Annotated in this window: 13 protein-coding genes; 6 read left to right on the top strand and 7 right to left on the bottom strand. The window is 70.4% G+C overall.

The window, feature by feature from the left end:
- Window positions 1–133 precede the first annotated feature (133 nt).
- Both G4D86_RS12095 and G4D86_RS12100 read right to left on the bottom strand, forming a co-directional pair.
- Window positions 134–1,147 carry an AraC family transcriptional regulator gene (locus tag G4D86_RS12095; RefSeq protein WP_163992881.1) on the bottom strand — a complete coding sequence of 338 codons (1,014 nt, stop codon included), beginning with the start codon at window positions 1,145–1,147 and terminating at the stop codon, window positions 134–136.
- Between the two features lies 1 nt (window position 1,148).
- A complete protein-coding gene (locus G4D86_RS12100; RefSeq protein WP_163992883.1) occupies window positions 1,149–2,033 on the bottom strand; it encodes an oxidoreductase in 885 nt (294 codons plus the stop codon).
- 190 nt (window positions 2,034–2,223) lie between these two features.
- On the opposite strand from G4D86_RS12100, the gene G4D86_RS12105 reads away from it, so the two are divergent.
- Entirely contained in the window at window positions 2,224–6,396 is a 4,173-nt protein-coding gene (locus tag G4D86_RS12105) for a protein kinase domain-containing protein (RefSeq protein ID WP_163992885.1), read from the top strand.
- 84 nt (window positions 6,397–6,480) lie between these two features.
- On the top strand, window positions 6,481–7,791 hold the full coding sequence (locus G4D86_RS12110) for a DUF4082 domain-containing protein (RefSeq protein ID WP_240360203.1): 1,311 nt from the start codon (window positions 6,481–6,483) through the stop codon (window positions 7,789–7,791).
- On the opposite strand, the gene G4D86_RS12115 is transcribed toward G4D86_RS12110, so the two are convergent.
- Both G4D86_RS12115 and G4D86_RS12120 read right to left on the bottom strand, forming a co-directional pair.
- On the bottom strand, window positions 7,783–8,277 hold the full coding sequence (locus G4D86_RS12115) for an anthrone oxygenase family protein (RefSeq protein WP_163992888.1): 495 nt from the start codon (window positions 8,275–8,277) through the stop codon (window positions 7,783–7,785). The two genes, G4D86_RS12110 and G4D86_RS12115, sit on opposite strands and share 9 nt — an antisense overlap.
- Before the next feature lie 8 nt (window positions 8,278–8,285).
- Entirely contained in the window at window positions 8,286–8,942 is a 657-nt protein-coding gene (locus tag G4D86_RS12120; protein WP_163992890.1) for an NAD(P)-dependent oxidoreductase, read from the bottom strand.
- Window positions 8,943–9,081: 139 nt separating this feature from the next.
- Between G4D86_RS12120 and G4D86_RS12125 the strand changes: the two genes are divergently transcribed.
- From G4D86_RS12125 to G4D86_RS12135, 3 genes are all read left to right on the top strand, one after another.
- Entirely contained in the window at window positions 9,082–10,065 is a 984-nt protein-coding gene (locus G4D86_RS12125) for an AraC family transcriptional regulator (RefSeq protein ID WP_163992892.1), read from the top strand.
- A 67-nt stretch (window positions 10,066–10,132) separates the two neighbouring features.
- Window positions 10,133–10,585, top strand: coding sequence for a MarR family winged helix-turn-helix transcriptional regulator (locus G4D86_RS12130; RefSeq protein WP_205519547.1), 453 nt, complete (start codon window positions 10,133–10,135; stop codon window positions 10,583–10,585).
- Between the two features lie 32 nt (window positions 10,586–10,617).
- A complete protein-coding gene (locus G4D86_RS12135) occupies window positions 10,618–10,983 on the top strand; it encodes a YciI family protein (protein ID WP_163992895.1) in 366 nt (121 codons plus the stop codon).
- 42 nt (window positions 10,984–11,025) lie between these two features.
- Here the strand turns inward: G4D86_RS12135 and G4D86_RS12140 are convergent, their stop codons facing one another.
- From G4D86_RS12140 to G4D86_RS12150, 3 genes are all read right to left on the bottom strand, one after another.
- A complete protein-coding gene (locus tag G4D86_RS12140; RefSeq protein WP_163992897.1) occupies window positions 11,026–11,469 on the bottom strand; it encodes a DoxX family membrane protein in 444 nt (147 codons plus the stop codon).
- 143 nt (window positions 11,470–11,612) lie between these two features.
- Window positions 11,613–14,105, bottom strand: a complete 2,493-nt coding sequence (locus G4D86_RS12145; RefSeq protein WP_163992899.1) for a putative metal-binding motif-containing protein — start codon at window positions 14,103–14,105, stop codon at window positions 11,613–11,615.
- Window positions 14,106–14,167: 62 nt separating this feature from the next.
- The gene (locus tag G4D86_RS12150; protein WP_163992901.1) at window positions 14,168–17,200 is read right to left on the bottom strand and encodes a DEAD/DEAH box helicase; all 3,033 of its coding nucleotides are present in this window, start codon (window positions 17,198–17,200) and stop codon (window positions 14,168–14,170) included.
- 61 nt (window positions 17,201–17,261) lie between these two features.
- Here G4D86_RS12150 and G4D86_RS12155 point away from each other — a divergent pair, with 61 nt between their 5' ends.
- Complete coding sequence (locus G4D86_RS12155; RefSeq protein ID WP_163992903.1) at window positions 17,262–17,828, top strand: GNAT family N-acetyltransferase; 567 nt, start codon at window positions 17,262–17,264, stop codon at window positions 17,826–17,828.
- Window positions 17,829–17,846: the final 18 nt, after the last annotated feature.

The raw sequence follows: 17,846 nt of genomic DNA on the forward strand, positions 1-17,846 counted from the left end.
GAGCGCGCGGCAGCACTCAATCAAGCCACGTGCCAGCGTTCGCAGGGGTCTCCGGGGAGGTCCTCCCTCGGGGCCCGCGAGGGAGCGGCGGCCCGCGTGGGGCCCCTGACACGTCAGGGAGGCAATGGACGCGTCAGGGAGCAGGCGTGCGGGTCCGCTCGACCCCACGCCAGCGGGCCGGTGTCGTGCCCTCCCAGCCCGTGAAGGCACGGATGAACGAGTTCAGCTCCTCGTAGCCCAGCAGGAACGCCACTTCACTGGCGTCGAGGTCGGTGCTCACCAGGAGCCTGCGTGCGGACTCGCGGCGCACCTCGTCGAGCAGCCCTTGATAGGTCGTCCCCTCCTCCTCGAGCCGGCGCTGGAGCGTGCGCGGGCTCAGGTGCAGCTCCTTCGCGAGCTTCTCCACCGAGGGGCGCTCACCGTGCATGCGACGACGGAGCGCCGTGCGCACGTCGTCCGCGAGCCTGCGCCGCTCCAACCGCTCATTCAGCGCCGTCTCGAGGCCGGGAACGAGGAGCGTCAGCAGGTCGGCGTTGTGCGTGACGAAGGGCTCGGCGAGCGCGCTCTCGTCGAAGACGAGCAGGTCCACCGGCGCGTCGAAGCGGACCTTGCACCCGAAGTGACGGGTGAGCAGCTCCACGTCGGAGCGCCGCCGCGCGAGCTCGAGGCGCCGCGGGACGAGCGGCTTGCCCGTGCCGCGCCGGGCGAGCGCCAGCGTGGAGGCGAACGTCGCATCGACGAGGAACATGGGCAGCGGGCCCTCGGCGAGCAGCCAGTGGAAGCGGACCCGGGCCTCGCCGTGGGAGACCTCGTTCACGACCTCTTCCGGGCAGACGACGCGCTTGTACCGCGCGAGCTTCTTCAGCGCCTCGCCGAGGTTCGGAGCGTGGAGCGCGGCCATCGACGCGACGTCGTACTGGTGGGGCCGCGCTTCGGAGCCGATGCGCAGGCCGAGCTCCCGCCCCCCGCCGACGGCCTCCACGGCGTGCCAGAGCGCCATGAACTCACGGGTCGTCAGGTGGGCCCGGGGCTCCTGGAACCGCGAGAGCAGGATGCCCGCGTGCCGCAGCACGCGCTCGACGTCGACACCAAGGGTGGCGAGACGGTCGAGCAGCACGCTCGGCACGGGGACGAGATCTGCGGCCACGTCAGCTCCTCTGCGCGGACAGCATCCTGGCGACGGGGGTTTCGGCGAAGTCCACCATGCCATCGTAATCGGTGGACAGGCTGAGCGCCTTCCACCGGGCGTCCTCCTCCGCACGCTGCGCCGCGACGGCGCCCGCGAGGAACACGGCATCGGAGCCGAGCAACAGCCTCAGCGGGGGCTGCTTCTCCGAGGCCATCTGGAGGATGGCCCGCGCGGCCTTCGCCGGGTCGCCCCGACCGCCGTCGGCATGCTTGCGGACGTTCTCCATGAAGGCGCCGACGGTCGGCTGGTACGCGTCGCTGACAGGGTCCACGCGCATCGAAGCGCCCGCCCAGTCGGTGCGGAAGCCCCCGGGCTCGACGAGCGTCACGCGGATGCCGAGCGGCCCCACCTCTTTGGAGAGCACCTCCGAGAAGCCCTCCACGGCCCACTTCGCGGACTGATAGGCCGCCAGCCCGGGGCTCCCCGTGCGCCCGCCGATGGAGGAGATCTGGATGATGTGCCCATCGCGCTGCGCGCGCATGACAGGCAGCGCCGCGCGCGTGACGTGCATGACTCCGTAGAAGTTCGTCTCGAATTGCTCGCGGAAGTCGTCCTCCGCCACGTCCTCGATGGAGGCCACGTTCGCGTAGCCGGCGTTGTTCACCACGACGTCCAGGCGCCCGAAGGTGGAGGTCGCCGCGGCGACAGCCGCCCGAGCGGCCGCCGGGTCGGTCACATCCAGCGCGATGGGGAGCACCTGCTCGCCGTACTGCTCGACGAGCTCCCGCAGCTGCTCCGGCTTGCGAGCCGTGGCCACGAGGCGGTGGCCGGCCGCCAGCACGGCCTTCGCGAGGTCGCGACCGAGGCCGCGGGAGCTTCCAGTGATGAGCCAGACCTTCGACATGGGAACCGTCCTTTGACGCACCGGAGATTCGGTGCGCCAAGACTCACGGGCGGCTCCCTCCCACGCCAATCCGATCGCGCCAGAGAATCATCGGATCGCGCCACCGGAGCCCGGGGCTCCTCGTGTTGGCGATGACGTCCCACCTTTACCGCGGAGTCGTCTGGTCCCGAGTCTCTGTGGGAGGAGAGAAGTGGGAGAGAGCTTTGACGGACGGCAGGGCACGTTCGACGACACCCTGGAGTCTGACGACTCCTTCCTGCGCGTGGTCTTCCAGGATGAGCCGCCGCTGCGCCTGCCAGCCCCTGGCGACCGGCTCGGAGGGCAGGAGGGCCACCGGTTCGAAATCCTGGAGTGGCTGGGGGAAGGTGGCATGGGCGTCGTCTTCCGGGCGCACGACGAGAAGCTGCAGCGCGAGGTGGCGCTCAAGTTCCTCCTCGCCTTCCGGGGGCTCGAGGAAGGAGTCCTGCGCGAGGCGCGCGCCACTGCCCGGCTGAACCACGAGAACATCATCCACCTCTTCGACGTGTCCGAGTGGTGCTCCGTCCCGGAGGAGCCGCGCATTCCCTTCCTCGTGATGGAGTTCCTGTCAGGCGAGTCCCTCGCGACGATGCTGCGGCGGGAGGGATACCTGGGGGTGCCACGCGCGCTGGAAATCGTCGAGGGCATCGCCGCGGGGCTGGCCCACGCGCACGAGCACCACGTCATCCATCGGGACCTCAAGCCCAGCAACGTCTTCCTCACCGAACAGGGCGTGGTGAAGCTGCTCGACTTCGGGCTGTCGCACCTGCCGGGGGCGAACAGCTCGCGGAGGTTGCACCTGCTCACTGCGGGGACGCCGGCCTACATGGCGCCGGAGCAGTGGCGGAATGGTCCGCAGGACGCACGCACCGACCTCTGGGCGGCGGGCATGGTGCTGTACGAGATGCTGACCGGAACGATACCCGTGCCCATGAAGCGGCTCGTGGAGCTGCGCGACCGGGTGATGTCCGCGGAGCCCATGCCCCCGGTGCGCGCGCGCAACCCGGCCGTGCCGTCCGAGCTGGAGACCCTGGTGGCCACCCTGCTGTCGAAGGACCCGGCCCGCCGGCTCTCTTCGGCCCACGAGTTGTGCGACGAGGTCCGCGAGCTGAAGCGGCGGCTGACGCCCGCACCCGATGAGCTGCGGTCCTGCTCGCCCGAGCGGCGGCAGGTGACGCTGGTGTCCTGTCAGCTCCAGGGGCTCTCCGGCCTCCCGGAGCCGCTCGACGGTGAGGACATGGGCGAGCTGGACCTGGCCTTCCATCACGAGTGCGCGGACCTCATCGAGCACCACGGCGGCTCCACCACCCTGTACATGCCAGGCGAGGTGCTCGGCTGTTTCGGTTGCCCCCAGGTGCGAGAGGACGACGCGGATCGCGCGGTCCATGCGGGACTCCAACTCGCCCGGGACGTGCCCATGGCGCTCCAACGCAGGCTGCCGCACCTCCCCCTCTCCGGGCTGGGCGTGCGGGTGGGCCTCTTCACGGACCTGCTGTCCCTGTGCGCGCGTCCGACGGACTCACGGGGCGGACGCATCACCCTCCAGGGGGAAGCCCCCAAGGTCGTTTCCTGGCTGGCGCGGCAGGCCGGGCCGGGTGAGGTGGTGCTGGGTGACGAGTCCTGGAAGCTGGTGCGGGGGGCCTTCGCGACCGAGGAGCTGGGGCCGCGTGTCTTTGACGGAATGGCGGGACCGCGCTCCCTGGACGTGCGCAAGGTGCAGTACGAGCGGGAAGCCCACTCCCGGTTCGAGCGGACGTTGGCCGTGGGCGGCCTCTCGCGGATGGTGGGGCGGCAGCATGAGCTGCGACTGCTGTTGGAGGACTGGGAGCGGGCCCGGCGCGGGCGGGGCGCCTTCGTGCTCTTGACCGGCGAGGCCGGCATCGGCAAGTCCCGCCTCTTCCAGGAGCTCGGTGAGCGGGTCGCAACGGAGCCTGTCCACCTGCTGCGCTTCCAGTGCTGGTCCCAGTTCAGTATGACCACCCGCCACCCCGCCACCGCGCTCATCCAGCACCTGCTCCAGCTCTCGCCGAAGGACCCACCGCGAGAGCAGCTGCGGCGGATTGAGGAGCATCTGGGGCGCCTGTGCCTGTCGGAGACCCACGTGCACCTCATCGCGCTGCTCATGTCCCTGCCAGTCCCCGGGAGTGCCGCAGTGCATCGGCTCTCGCTCGAGTGGCGCCAGGAGAAGACCATCGAGGTCATGATGGCGCTGGTGCTGGAGCTGGCCCGGGAGCGCCCGGTGCTCGCCATCGTGGAGGACCTGCACTGGGCAAACGCATCGCAGCTCCGCTTCCTGGAGCTGCTGCTGGAACGGGTCAAGGAAGAGCCGGTGCTCGTCATCGTGAGCTCCCGGCCCGACTTCCAGCCCGCCTGGGCTCCCCGTCCCTGGCTGCACGCCATGGCGCTGCACCGGCTACCGGCCGAGCTCGCCGCGGACCTGGTGCGGGAGGTGTCACACGGCCACGACCTGCCGGCGGAAGCGGTGCGGGCGCTGGTCCGGAAGACGGATGGCGTCCCGCTGTTCATCGAGGAGATGACGCGCATGGTCCTGGAGCGGGCCTCCGCGGGTGCGAGCCCGGGACACAGCCTGCGCTCCATTCCCGTCACCCTGCACGAGCTGCTGCTGGCCCGGCTCGACACGCTGCCCTCGCGCCTGAAGGCGTTGGTCCAGCTCTGCGCGGTGGTGGGACGCGACTTCTCACTGGCGCTGCTCGAGCCCCTCACGCGGCGTGACGAGACCACCCTGCGGCGCGAGCTGGCCGGGCTCGTGAAGGCGGGATTGCTCCAGGAGCCAGCGCGTGCGGACGCGCCCGTGTACCAGTTCCGGCACGCGCTCATCCAGGACGCGGCGTACCAGTCGCTCTCGCGCAGCACGCGACGCAAGCATCACCGGCATATCGCGGGCGTTCTGGAGGCGCGCTTCCCCGAGCTGGTCGAGGCGAACCCCGAGCTGCTGGCCCACCACCACACGGAGGCTGGAGACCTGGAGTCCGCCATCCAGGCGTGGCAACGGGCAGGAGAGCGCGCCAGCCGGCGCTCGGACAACCAGGACGCCCTCACCTATTTTCACCTGGCGTTGAAGCTGCTCCCCGGCCTGCCGGATGCGGCGTGGCGCGAGCGCAAGGAGTTGCACCTGCTGATGGACATGGGAACCCCCATGTCCCAGGTCCTGCGCTACAACGCCCCCGAGCTGGAGCGGCTCTACGAGCGGGTGCGGGTGCTGCTCCGCGAAGTCGGGGACGAGCTGCCCCGGCTCCGTCTGCCATTCTGGGGGTTCACCACCTACTACCTCATCCGGGGACGGTTCGACGTCGTGGTGGAACTGGTCCAGCGTTATCTGGCGCTGGAGCAGCATCAGCTCGCAGGGAGGTCGACGCACAAGAGCCTGGGTTTGAAGATGGCCCTGTGCCGCTGCCTTTCCGTCATGGGCGACAACCGGGCGTGCCGGAGGCTCGTCGAGGAGGTGCTGGCGGAGCCGGACATCGACATCGCGCAGCGCCGGGTGCTGGCGTCGAGGAACTGGACCGACTCGCGGGTCTCCGCCTTCGTGCATGGGAGCCTGCTGTTCGCGGTGGGCTGCCAGCCCGACGAATCCCGGCGCTACGAACAGGAGGCCATGAGCCTGGCCGAGCAGATTGGACAGCCCTCCGGGCTGGCTTCGGTGCTGTGCGCGCGCACGCTGGTCAGCCAGCTCCGGCATGAGGGGCGGGAGACCTTGAGGTGGGCGGAGGCATGCGAGGCGCTCTGCCGCGAGCACCGGTTCCGGATCTGGTTGGCGTGGGCGGCGGCGCTGCGGAGCTGGGCACTGGCCGAGCTCGGGCAGCCCGAGGCGGCGCTCACGCGCATGAGGATGGTGCTCCCGCACTGGCATGGCTCGGGCATTCGCGTCTACATGCCGCACTGCTACGCCATGCTGGCGGAGATCCACCTGAAGCTGGAGCAGCCGGAGCAAGGGCTGGCCTCGGTGCGGGCCGCACTGAAGCGGGTCGCGGTTTCAGGAGAGCGCTTCTACGAGGCCGAGCTGTACCGCCTGCGGGGTGAGTGCCTGCGACGGCTCGGGAGGGCGGAGCAGGCACGGGCCTGCTTCTTCAAGGCACTCTCCGTGGCTCGCGAGCAGGAGGCCCACCTCTTCGAATTGCGCGCGACGGTGAGCCTGTGCCGGCTGCTCCAGGACCTCGGGAGAACGGGCGCAGCCTGGCGCATCCTCGCGAAGATGTATGGCCGGTTCGCAATCCACCGCGACTCGCCGGACCTCCGCGAGGCGTGGACCCTGCTGGTGGAGCTCGCGGAAGAAGGGCTGCCGCGAGCTTCCAGTGGCTTGGAGATGCTCACGTCCCACGCGTGAAGGCATTCGCGGTTCGGTTGCCCATGAGCAGCTTCCGCACCTGCTCCTTGCCGGAGGACGGCGTGGCGGCCAGGATTCCCGACCATGCGCCTCCGGCAATCCCTCGCGTCCGTCCTGGCCGTCCTGCTCCTCGCCGTCCTTCCCCGGTGCGCGCCACCGGATGCCGCGAACGAGCCGCTTCCCCTCACCGAGTCCTCCCAGGCCCTGACGCCCGGCGGCGGGCTGCGGTTCATGACGTACAACATCAAGCACGGTGAACTGAGCAGTCTCGACAGCATCGCCAACGTCATCAAGGGGCAGTCGCCGGACCTCGTCGTGCTCCAGGAGGTGGACGTCCTCACCAACCGCTCGGGCAAGGTGGACCAGGCCACGCGGCTGGGGCAGCTCACGGGGCTGAACGCGACCTTCGTCCCGTCGCTGCTCAGCTACGACGGCGGGCAGTACGGCCTCGCGGTGCTGTCTCGCTACCCCATCCGCTCCTCGCAGCGCATCCCCCTGCGCTCCGCCGCGGAGCAGCGCGTGCTCGGGCTGGTGGAAGTGGAATTGGACGCGACGCACGTGGTGCCCGTGGCCGTCACGCACTTCGGCACCACGGGCGCCACGGAGCGGCTCAACCAGGCCGAGGACGTCAAGGCGGCCCTGGCGGGAAGGCCGTGGGCGCTGCTCGGCGGCGATCTCAATGCCTCCCCTACCGAGTCCGGCATCACCAGCCTGAAGACGCTGCTCTCCGACGCCTGGACGCGCGGCGGCTCGGGCAGCGGCTACACGCATGACGCGGGCTTCCCCACGCGCCGCATCGACTACGTGATGCTCGGCTCCGCGTGGACGTCTCCCGTGACGGCGGCCGTGGTGGGCGCGACGTCTCAGTCGGACCACCGGCCCGTGGTGGCCACGCTCATCCTCCCCTGGAGCCAGACGCTCTTCGGCGACCGCGCGCCCGCCAACGCCGTTGAGGAGGCGGACACCCGCGCCGTCGAGGTGGGCGTGCGCTTCCGCAGCAACGTCCCTGGCACCATCCAGGCGCTGCGCTTCTACCGGGGCACGGGCAACGCGAGCGGCTACGTCGCCCGCCTCTGGACCGGCACGGGCACCCTGCTCGCCCAGGTTGCCGTGAGCGACGGCCCCATCCCCGGGTGGCAGGAAGCCGTCCTGCCTACGCCCGTCTCCATCAGCGCGAACACGCTCTACGTGGCCTCGTACCACACGTCGAATGGCCTCTTCGCCCGAGACCCTTCGGGGCTCGCGAGCGCCGTCACCAGCGGCAACCTGACGGCTCCCGCCAGCGCGAGCGTGGGCGGAAACGGTGTCTATGCCTACGGCGCGGGCGGCTTCCCCGCGAGCAGCTACAAGGACACCAACTACTGGGTGGACGTCCGCTTCGCGCCGTCACCCTGAGCTTCGGACCCGGAGCGCGAGGATGAAGCACACCGTGGCTCCTACACCCGCGACGGTTCGCACGTGGTTCCAGGCCGTCCAGCCCGACACGTAGAGCGTCCACATGCTGGCGGCATCCGCCTGGGTCGGGTCGACGGCCGCGAGCGCGTTGTTCCTCGGAACGTTGAACACCGCCGTCACCGCGAAGACGCCAACGCCATACAGCACGCCGCCCAGCAGCAGGTACAGCGCGCCGGGCTTCTCCCAGGAGAGCAGCGCGGAGACCGCGACGGCCAGCGCGGCCACCGCCGTTCCGAAGAACACGGCCATGAAGGCCGGAGTCACCGCCACGACGTTGATGGACTGCATGGCGAGAATGCCCTGCGCGGGCGGCAGCCGGGCGAGGGCCCTCATCACGAACGAGGAGAACGCGAAGAAGACTCCGGCCACCACGCCCGAGCCGAGCGCCGACAGCCAGGTCAGTGTGGCGAGAGCACCTGAAGGCATTGCGAACCTCACGCGGCCGAGAGGGCCACCGACCTGCCAATGTACTTCGCGCTCTCCGCCGCCTCGACGAGGAAGCGGCCGACACTCCTCCGCGAGACGCTCATCCCACGGGCCTCGCCCGCCGGGGAGGCGAAGGGGGCTGCCGCTTCGGCCTCGTCCGTCAGGCCCACGGGCTGCGCGAGCACCCAGTCGAGTCCGCTCTCCCGCACCTCCCGCTCCTGCACCTCGGTGTCGGCAATCTGCGGCTTCAGGAGCAGCGAGAACAGCAGCTTCCACTTGAGCGACAGCCGGCCCCGCGTCTCCCCCACCCCGTACGTGGTCTGCACCACCAGCTTGCGGACGCCGTGCCTTCGCATGGCGGCGATGACATTCCGGGTCCCCGCCGAGCGCACGTCCATGGGCGTCCCCGCGCTGCCGCGCATCCGGACCGTCAACGGATTCTCACGGATGCCAAGGGTGACAATCACCGCGTCCTGCCCCTGCACCGCGCGCTCGACGTCCGCGGGGCGCGTCGCGTCCCCGGTGACGACGGCCAGCCGCGGTGAAGAGACGCCGAGCGCCTCCGGCCGCCGGGCGAAGGCCGTCACGTCATGCCCCTCGGACAGCAGCACTTCGACTACCGCACGTCCGGAACCTCCCGTTGCACCCACCACCAGGACTTTCATCACGACTCCCTCGGGCTTGATTGCCTTCACGCAAGATGTCGCCCGGGGCCGCCGGCCTCAATGACCGGCAGTCGCGGTTTCATGCTCGTTCGTCCAGGCGCGCTGGACGCTGTCGTCGTGCCGGGGGCATGCTCCGGCCATGGTGGACACGCAGCTCTGGGCCCCCGTGGACCCGCTCGGCGAGGCGCTGCACTTCCTGCGCATGACGGGCAGCTTCTACTGCCAGTCGGAGCTCACCGCGCCCTGGGGACTCGCGCTGCCGCCCATGCCCGGGTGCATGTGGTTCCACGTCGTCACGTCCGGCGCGTGCTCGCTCGAAGTCGAGGGCACCGCGCCCGTCGGGCTCCGGCCGGGGGACCTCGCGCTGGTGACCCACGGCGAGGGCCATCGCCTCTGGACCGGGCCCCGCGTCCCCACGCCGCTGGCCCATGAGCTTCCACAGCAGCAGGTCAGCGAGCGCTATTCCGTCCTCCGGCACGGCGGCGGCGGCACGCCGAGCACGCTCGTCTGCGGCGCCGTCCGCTTCGACCATCCCGCGGCACATGCGGTGGTCCGGCTCCTGCCCCGGGTGATTCACCTGGATGCCGCGAGCTCGCCCCACGCGGACTGGATGGAGAGCACGCTGCGGCTGATGGCGGCCGAGGCGAAGGCGCTGCGCCCGGGCGTGGAGGCCGTCATCACCCGGCTCGCGGACATCCTCATCGTCCAGGCCATCCGCTCGTGGATCCAGCAGGATCCCGCCGCGCAGAAGGGGTGGCTCGGCGCGCTCCAGGACCCGCAGCTCGGCCGCGCCCTCATGCTCATCCACAAGGACCCGGCGCGCGCGTGGACGCTGGCCTCGCTCGCGAAGGAGGTGGCGATGTCGCGCTCGGCCTTCGCGGCGCGCTTCACCGAGCTCGTCGGTGAGCCCGCGATGCACTACGTCGCGCGCTGGCGGATGCACGTGGCCGTGACGTGGCTCCGGGAGGACACGGCGGGGCTGGGTGAGCTCGCGAGCCGCCTCGGCTACCAATCAGAGGCCGCGTTCAGCCGGGCGTTCAAGCGCTTCATCGGCGTGTCCCCGGGCGCGGTGAGACGCAACCCCGAGGCCGCCACCCGCCCCACGGCCCGGGCATTTGCTTGAACCACTCAACCCACGGGCGAGACACATGACGCTGGCGCTCTCCCCGGGAACTTGAGAGACAGCGCCCATGGCACGTCCGGGGGATGGAGAGCAGACGAGGTCGGAGGCGCGGGCCTGGCGCCTGCTCTTCGACTTCTTCATGCGCACGCGGCCTCAGCGAGACCGCCTCCTGAGCCGGCTCGGGCTCACCCCCAACGATGCACGCGGGCTGGGCGGGCTGGATGCGACGGAGGGGCGCACGATGCGCTCGCTGGCGGAGGCCTGGGACTGCGATGCCTCCAACGCGACCTTCATCGTGGACCGGCTCGAGTCGCGCGGGCTGGTGGAGCGGCGGCCGAACCCTGACGACCGCAGGGTCCGCTCCGTCGTCCTCACCGCGAAGGGCGTGCGCCTGAAGCGTCAATTGCTGGAAGGACTGTACGCCCCTCCCGAGGAGCTCTCCCGGCTGAAGCCCGCGGAGCTGGAGGTGCTGTCCACCCTGCTCTCGCGACTGATTGGCCAGGATTCGTCAGACCGCTGAAGTAGGATCCGCCTCCTCGAAAGGAGCGAGCAATGGCGTTCGCGTTGATGATTCTGGAGCCCCGGGGACAAAGGCAGGGCAGGACGCAGGAGGAGGCGCATCACGCCATGGACCGGATGGTGCGCTTCAGCGAGGACCTGCAGTCCCGCGGCCTCCTCAGGGTGGCTGAGTCGCTCCGCGCGGACGACTCCGCGGTGCGCATCGGAGTTCGTGGCGGCAAGCGCGTCGTGAACGATGGCCCGTTCGCCGAGGCCAAGGAGATGATTGGCGGCATCTTCCTCATCGACTGCAAGACGCGGGAGGAGGCGCTCGCCATTGCCCACGAGTGTCCCGCCGCGGAGTGGGCCACCGTCGAGGTGCGCGAGCTGGGCCCCTGCTTCGCGGACTCGAAGAGCTAGAAGGCCCACCACCCCGGCGTGTCCAACGGCACGCCGGGAGCCCTACCCGGGCTTCGCGCGCATGGCGAGCATGGGGCCGTACACCTTCCGGTACGACCAGGCCAGGGAGAGGTGCAGCGCCAGGAGGATGATGGGGATGACCATCCCCTCCGGTGCCAGGAAGGCGTGGAAGGCGACGATGTTGACGACCACCGGCGCGGCAATGGCCAGCGCGAGCGGCACGAAGCGGTTGGTCAGCAGCAGCACGCCGACGAGGACCTCGGTGCCCTTGATGAGCGGGAACATGTAGCCCGTCTTCATGAGCGCCTCGGCGAACTCGGGAAGGGCCGTCGGGGGTGGCGGCAGGAAGTTCAGGAAGCCGTTCAGCCCGGGGACGAAGAGCAGGATGCCGAGCAGCACCCTCCCCACCGTCGGCAGGTGCCGGGCGAACGACTTCGAGGTCTGACCTGCCACTGCGTCCGCGCTGAGCGTCGTGTTCGTCGTCATGGGGTGCCCCTTCTGGTTTCGCTGGGATTCGGGTTCCTGGCTTCACCTTCACGACGAACGAGGCTCCGGGAGATCGACACGGTGGTCGATTCTCCCTGGAGCCTCGCCAGGTGCCCGGAATCACAGGGATTCCGAGGGGAGCGCTACGGCATCTCCGGGAAGTGGATGACGCGCCCACTGGGGCCCACGGCCCAGATGTTGGTAGGGGCGACGCTCGCGACGTCTTTGAGTGCGCCCGCGGGCACGGAGATGTGCAGCGCCGGCAGCCAGGCGGTCCCCGTGTAGCGACGGATGACGCCCGCCGCATCCGTGACGTAGACCGACGTGCGGTCCGGCGCGCAGACGCTCGTGTATTGGGCGACAGCGGGAGGCGTCACGGCCTGCCAGTTCGAGCCGTTCCACCGCACGATGATGGAGTTGTCTCCCACCGCGTATGCGAGCGCCGACGACACCATCCAGACGCTTCGCATGCTGGATTCATCCGGCCCCGGGATGGCCGTGTTGCTGGTATTCGCTCCCCCGGTATAGGTCTCCATGAGAGGGCTGTGGTTCCCTCCTGCTTCCTGGGCCGCGAGGAACAGGCGCGAAGTGTCGAGGCCGTGGACGTCCCGGTAGACAGGGGCGTTGTCATCCACCTCCACCGCATCGCTTCCCGACGTCCAGGAGTACAGGTGGCCCCCTTCATCCACTACGTAGAGGAGTGGCATGAGTGGCAGGGTGACGTCGAAGCCGATGATGCCCGTGGCGTTGCTGCCGCTCGCCAGCGTGCGCTGCTCGGCGCACGTGGTTCCATCATGCCTGGCCAGCTTCCCGCCGCTGCCCGCGAGGTACACGCTTCCATCGCTGCTCACCCAGGCCGCGTTCCAGGCGGTGGTGCCACACGCGGTGTCAAAGCTCGTGAACGTGCCGCCCGCGCTGTCGCGGCGGGCCAGGGCGCCTCCAGCGCCGGCAATCCACACCGGGTAGCCGGTGGTGCTGGCCTTGCTGATGGCCACCGTGTTCCAGTCGCGAGCCGAGACAGCCGGGTCCACCACCGCCTTCCAGATGGCGCCCATGCACACGTTGCCGTCGTCGGGCGTGGTGTCGCAGTCGTTGTCGCGCTGGTCGCACACCTCGGTGCCGGTGCCCTTGTTGTACTTGTCCACGTCGTCACAGTCCGTGTGCAGCTCCGCCACGCTGTTGGCGGGAATGGACTGACCGGGGCAGATGGGCACGGCGGTGGCGCCGCTGGCACCGTCCCCGTCCGCGTCAGCATCGGTGTAGTAGTTCGTCGGCGTGGGCGCGTTGCAGGTGGTGGCGGTCTTGGCCATGTTGCACACGTAGATGCCCGTGCAGGGAGTGCCGCAAGAGGCGCCCTTCCGGGTCGAACCGCTCGTGAAGTCCTCGTCCACGCCCGCCACGCAGTTGTCGTCGATGTCGTTGCACAGCTCCGGGGCCCCGGGCTTCACCGCGCCGTCGTCATCGTTGCAGTCGAAGGTGGGGCCGTTCGGCGCCACATAGCCCGCGGGCTGCGTGCACCCGGCCTGCATGTCGCTCTGCCGCCCGAAGGTGTCTCCGTCCACGTCGCGGTACCACGTCTTGTTGAAGCCCTCGTCCGTGCCACCGGCGCAGTTGTCGTCGACCTCGTTGCACACTTCCAGCGCGTTGGGATTCACGGCCATCGCGTCGTCATTGCAGTCGGTGCTGTTGGCCACGTAGCCCGTGGGTGCCCTGCACTTCTGAAGCGAGTCCGAGGCCTTGCCGAAGCCGTCACCATCCACATCCCGGAAGTACGTGCTCACCGGCAGCCCGTCATCCACCACGTTGTCGCAGTCGTTGTCCTTGTCGTCGCACGTCTCCGCCAGCCCCGGCTTTCGCTGGCTGTCGGTGTCATCGCAGTCGTTGCTGGTAGCCACGTGGTTGGTGGGCGCGACACAGGCCATCACCACCGGCCCCGCCCCCGCGCCGTCATGGTCCGCGTCCAGGTAGAAGCTGCCCTGCGTCAGGCCGTTGTCGATGCCGTTGACACAGTCGTTGTCCACCCCGTCGCACAGCTCGGTCCTGCCCGGCGCCCGCTCGGTGGTCGTGTCGTCACAGTCATCCCCCAGCGCCACGTACTGGGACGGCGCCGTGCAGCCCTGCACCGTGGGACCCGCGCCATGGCCATCCCCATCTCCGTCCCGGTAGTAGGTGCGCTGCGAGACGGCGGCGTCGTTGTCGGCGCAGTCGGTGCCGCCGCCGGCCGTGGGCACGTACCCGTCACCGTCGACGTCCTCCGCGTGCAACGAGATGGCCACCGTCTTCACGCCCGCCGAGTCCAGCGTCACGGTCCGCGAGTCGCGCGCCACCTCGGGCCCGACGCACGACTGCTCGTGCGCCGTGGAGATGAGCTCCAGCGTCCGGCCCCATTCGTTCTTCCGGAAGACGCTGATGACCACCGTGCGCTTGGAGGCGTCGCGGCTCAGGACCTCCACCGTGGTGTTGACCGAGTTCCCCGGAGCGGCCTTGTCGCGGGCCTGCACGGCGATACAGCCGGCCTTGAAGTCGAAGGAAACCTCCAACTTCACGGCGGCCTGCTGCGCGTCGGGAAGTTCGTCCGAGCCCTTGCAGGCGGCGAGGAGCAGGAGGGGCCACAATGGTAGGATGAGACGGCGCATGGGTTGGGCATTCTACCCGTTTCCGGGCCCATCTCGCTCGTCCTGACGTGCCAGGGGCCGCTTCAGTCGAGAAGCTGCATGAGGTCCGCCCGGGTGATGGCCGTGGCCCCGTCGGCGCCGCCGAGGGCGGACTCGAAGAGGGCTCGCTTTTTTTCCTGGAGGGTGAGGATCTTCTCCTCCACCGTCCCCCGGGAGACCAGGCGGTACACCATCACCGGCCGCTGCTGGCCGATGCGGTGCGCCCGGTCGGCCGCCTGGGCCTCCACGGAGGGGTTCCACCACGGGTCCACGAGGAAGACGTGGTCCGCCGCCGTGAGGTTGAGCCCCGTGGCGCCCGCCTTGAGGGAGATGAGCATCACCGGCGGGCCCTTGGGGTCCTGGAAGGAAGCGGCCACGGCGCCCCGGTTGGACGTGCTCCCGTCCAGCCGGATGAAGCCGATGCCCGCCTCGCGCAGGGCCGGCTCGATGAGGTCCAGCATGGACGTCCACTGCGAGAAGACGAGCGCCTTGTGGCCCTCCTCCACCGCCGTAACGAGCGCCTCCAGCAGCGCCTCCACCTTGGAGGACGACTTCGCCTGCTGGCCCGGCACGAGCGCCGGGTGGCAGGCCGCCTGCCGCAGCCGCAGCAGCGCCTCCAGCGCCTTGAGCACGTTGCCGCCCGCCTCCAATTGCGACACCACCTCCTCGCGGGTGGCGGCGTACACGGCGTCATAGACGGCGCGCTCGCGCTCGTTGAGGGTGACATGACGCACGGAGTCAGTGCGCGGCGGCAGCTCGGGGGCCACGTCCCGCTTGAGCCGGCGCAGCACGAAGGGGCGGATGCGCGTCCGGAGCTGCTCGGCGGCGCCCTTCTGGTTGTCCGCCACGGGGCGGGCCCAGCGCTCGTCGAACTGCTTGCGCCCCCCGAGCAGCCCCTGGTTGGTGAAGTGCATCAGGCTCCAGAGCTCCTCGAGCCGGTTCTCGATGGGCGTGCCGCTCAGGGCCACCCGGAACTGGGCCTGCAGGGCGTACGCGGCGCGCGCCACCTGGCTGTCCGGGTTCTTGATGGCCTGGGCCTCGTCCAGCACCACGGTGTCCCACGTCTTCGCGCCGAGCACCTCCGCGTCCAGGCGCATCAGCGCGTAGGTGGTGAGCGTGACGTCGGCGGCCTCGTCGAGGGCGCGGCCGGGGCCGTGGTAGACGGAGACCTTCAGCGAGGGGCGGAAGCGCTTCACCTCCGCCTCCCAGTTGGGGAGCACGCTGGTGGGGGCCACCACCAGCGTGCCCGGGCCCAGCGTGCAGATGGTCTGCAGCGTCTTGCCCAGGCCCATGTCGTCCGCGAGCACGCCGCCCAGGCCCGCCTGCCGCAGGAAGGTGAGCCAGCTGACGCCCTGGAGCTGGTAGGGGCGCAGCGTGGCGGTGAGGTCCTTCGGGAGCCGCACGTCGGGCAGCTTCTCGAAGCCCTGCACCAGGGGCGCCAGCCGCTCCAGCCCGGGCGGCGACGGGTGCTCCAGCGCCTCGCACAGGCCGGTGAGCTGGGGGATGGCGTGGTTGGCGAGCCGCCCGTCCGAGCCGCGCGCGGCCAGCAGGTCCGCCACGCGCTGCCCGTGCTGCTTCAGCCACGCGCCCGGCAGCGGTGCCCAGCCGCCGCCCTCCAGCGGCACCAGTCCCAGGCCCTCTTCCCACGCGCGCATCACCGCGCCCGCGTCCACCGTCCGCGGCGCGCCCGGCTCCGCGCCCTCCACCTGGAAGTCGAACGAGAAGCCCACGCGCGGCACGCCGGCCTCGGTGGCGCCCGCGTCCACCGACAGCGTGGGGCGCAGCTTCACGTTGGGGCTCACCACGCGCGCCGCGTCTCCGGTGAGGCCGCCGCGCCAGCGCCGCAGCCGGTCCGCGAGCTGCACCGCTTCCTTGCCCTGCACCGTCACGCGCCGGCCGGGCACCATGTTCAGCTCGTCACGCAGGCCGTGGATGAGCTTCTGCTCGGCGGCCTCGTCGCGCACGGGCACCGCGCCGTTCAGGTACACCATGCGCCCGTTGTCGATGCGCACCGACGGCGGCGAGCCGTACACCAGCGTGGGCAGCGCCGAGAGGCCGGAGTCGAGCTGGTTGAGCTCCAGGGAGATGCGCGGCTTGAGCGTGCGGTCGATGGGCGGCAGCCGCTGGCTCTTCACGTCCACCGGCATGCGGCGCGCGAAGTCCGGCAGCACCTTCCCGGTGAGGTCTCCCATCTGGTCGGGCGAGAAGGTGCGCTCCTGGGGCAGCTTCTCCAGCCGCGCGCCGGTGAGGGCCTGCTCCCCCAGCTTGCAGAGGATGTCCCCGCACAGCGCCACGCCGGGGCTGACCAGGTCGGTGATGCGCGGGTCCTTCTCCACCTTGAGCACCGTCTGCTCGCCGCGGTCCTCCACGGTGACACGCGGCAGCAGCGGCTCGCTGGAGACGGACACCAGCGCGCCGTCGAAGATGATGGTGCGCGCGGGCTCCAGCACGCGCAGGAGCGCGTCGAGCCGCTCTGGTGGGAGCGCGCCCTTCGTCGGCTTCAGCAGCAGCTTGTCCGCGAGCACGTCACACGGCTCCACCTGGATTCGCGCCGCCTCCACCGGGTTTGCCACCACCGACGCCAGGCTGCGCGCGAGCAGCCGCGCGGTGTTGTCCGGACGCACCAGCAGTCGCTCGAGCTGGAGCCCTCCGTCCACCCGCTTGAAGCGGTACACCATGCGCTCCGACTTCGGCGCCGCACCGGGGCGCGGGGCCGCCGCCTGTGCCACGGGAGGCCGCGAGGGCGCGAGCCGGTTCGCCGGGGTGGGCCGCGCCGGGGCGCGCTGTACGGGCGCGCGCTGGGTCACTGATTGATGGAGGACGATAGCCGCCGCGACGACGTGCTCGCAGGGGTCCACCTTGCCGCGGCAGTCACACTCCCAGACGTCGTCCTCCGGATAGAGCACGGTGGTCAGGGGCGCGGGCCGGCCGGCGACGCGCACGCGCAGCACGGCCTCTTCTTCTCCGACGGACTGCACCGAGACGGCGCCCGCGCGAGCGAGCCCCATGCCGGCGGACCAGGTGTCCGGACGCGCTTCCTCCCGGACGGCATCGAGCAGCTCCGCGGTCACAGACATACGAGGCCCCTTCCCTATCCCCACGTCGGGCCCCGTGCAACCCGGGATAGAGTGCGGCGCCATGCAGACCCATTACTTCGACACCTACCCGGAGCTCGCCACCGAGCGGCTGCGGCTGCGCAAGCCCCGGCTGGAGGATGCCGCTCAGCTCACCCGCATCTACGGCCATCCGGAGACGTCGCGGTACATCGGCTACTCGGTGGGCGAAGGCCTCGAGAAGACGCAGCAGAAGCTGGCGCGCGACCTGGAGACCGCGGCCCGGGGCGAGGGCTTCCGCTGGTTGCTGTGCGAGCGCGGCAACGACACGCCCATCGGCTCGGCGGGGCTCTTCCATTGGAACCAGGCGGACCGGCACGCCGAGGTGGGCTACGTGCTCGCCGCCGACCAGTGGGGCCGGGGCTTGATGAAGGAGGTCATGCCCACCCTCCTCCGCTACGCCTTCGACGAGATGCGGCTCCACCGCATCGAGGCCCGGGTGGACCCGCGCAACACCGCCTCGCTGCGAGTGCTCACCCGCTCCGGCTTCCAGCGGGAAGGCCTGCTGCGCGAGAACTTCGTCGAGGGAGAGGGCTTCAGTGACAGCATCATCCTCTCGCTGCTCGAAGGAGAGTGGCGCAAGGCGGACTGATACGGCTGATGGCCGGTT

This window comes from Pyxidicoccus caerfyrddinensis (genome assembly GCF_010894405.1).
Taxonomy (GTDB): domain Bacteria; phylum Myxococcota; class Myxococcia; order Myxococcales; family Myxococcaceae; genus Myxococcus; species Myxococcus caerfyrddinensis.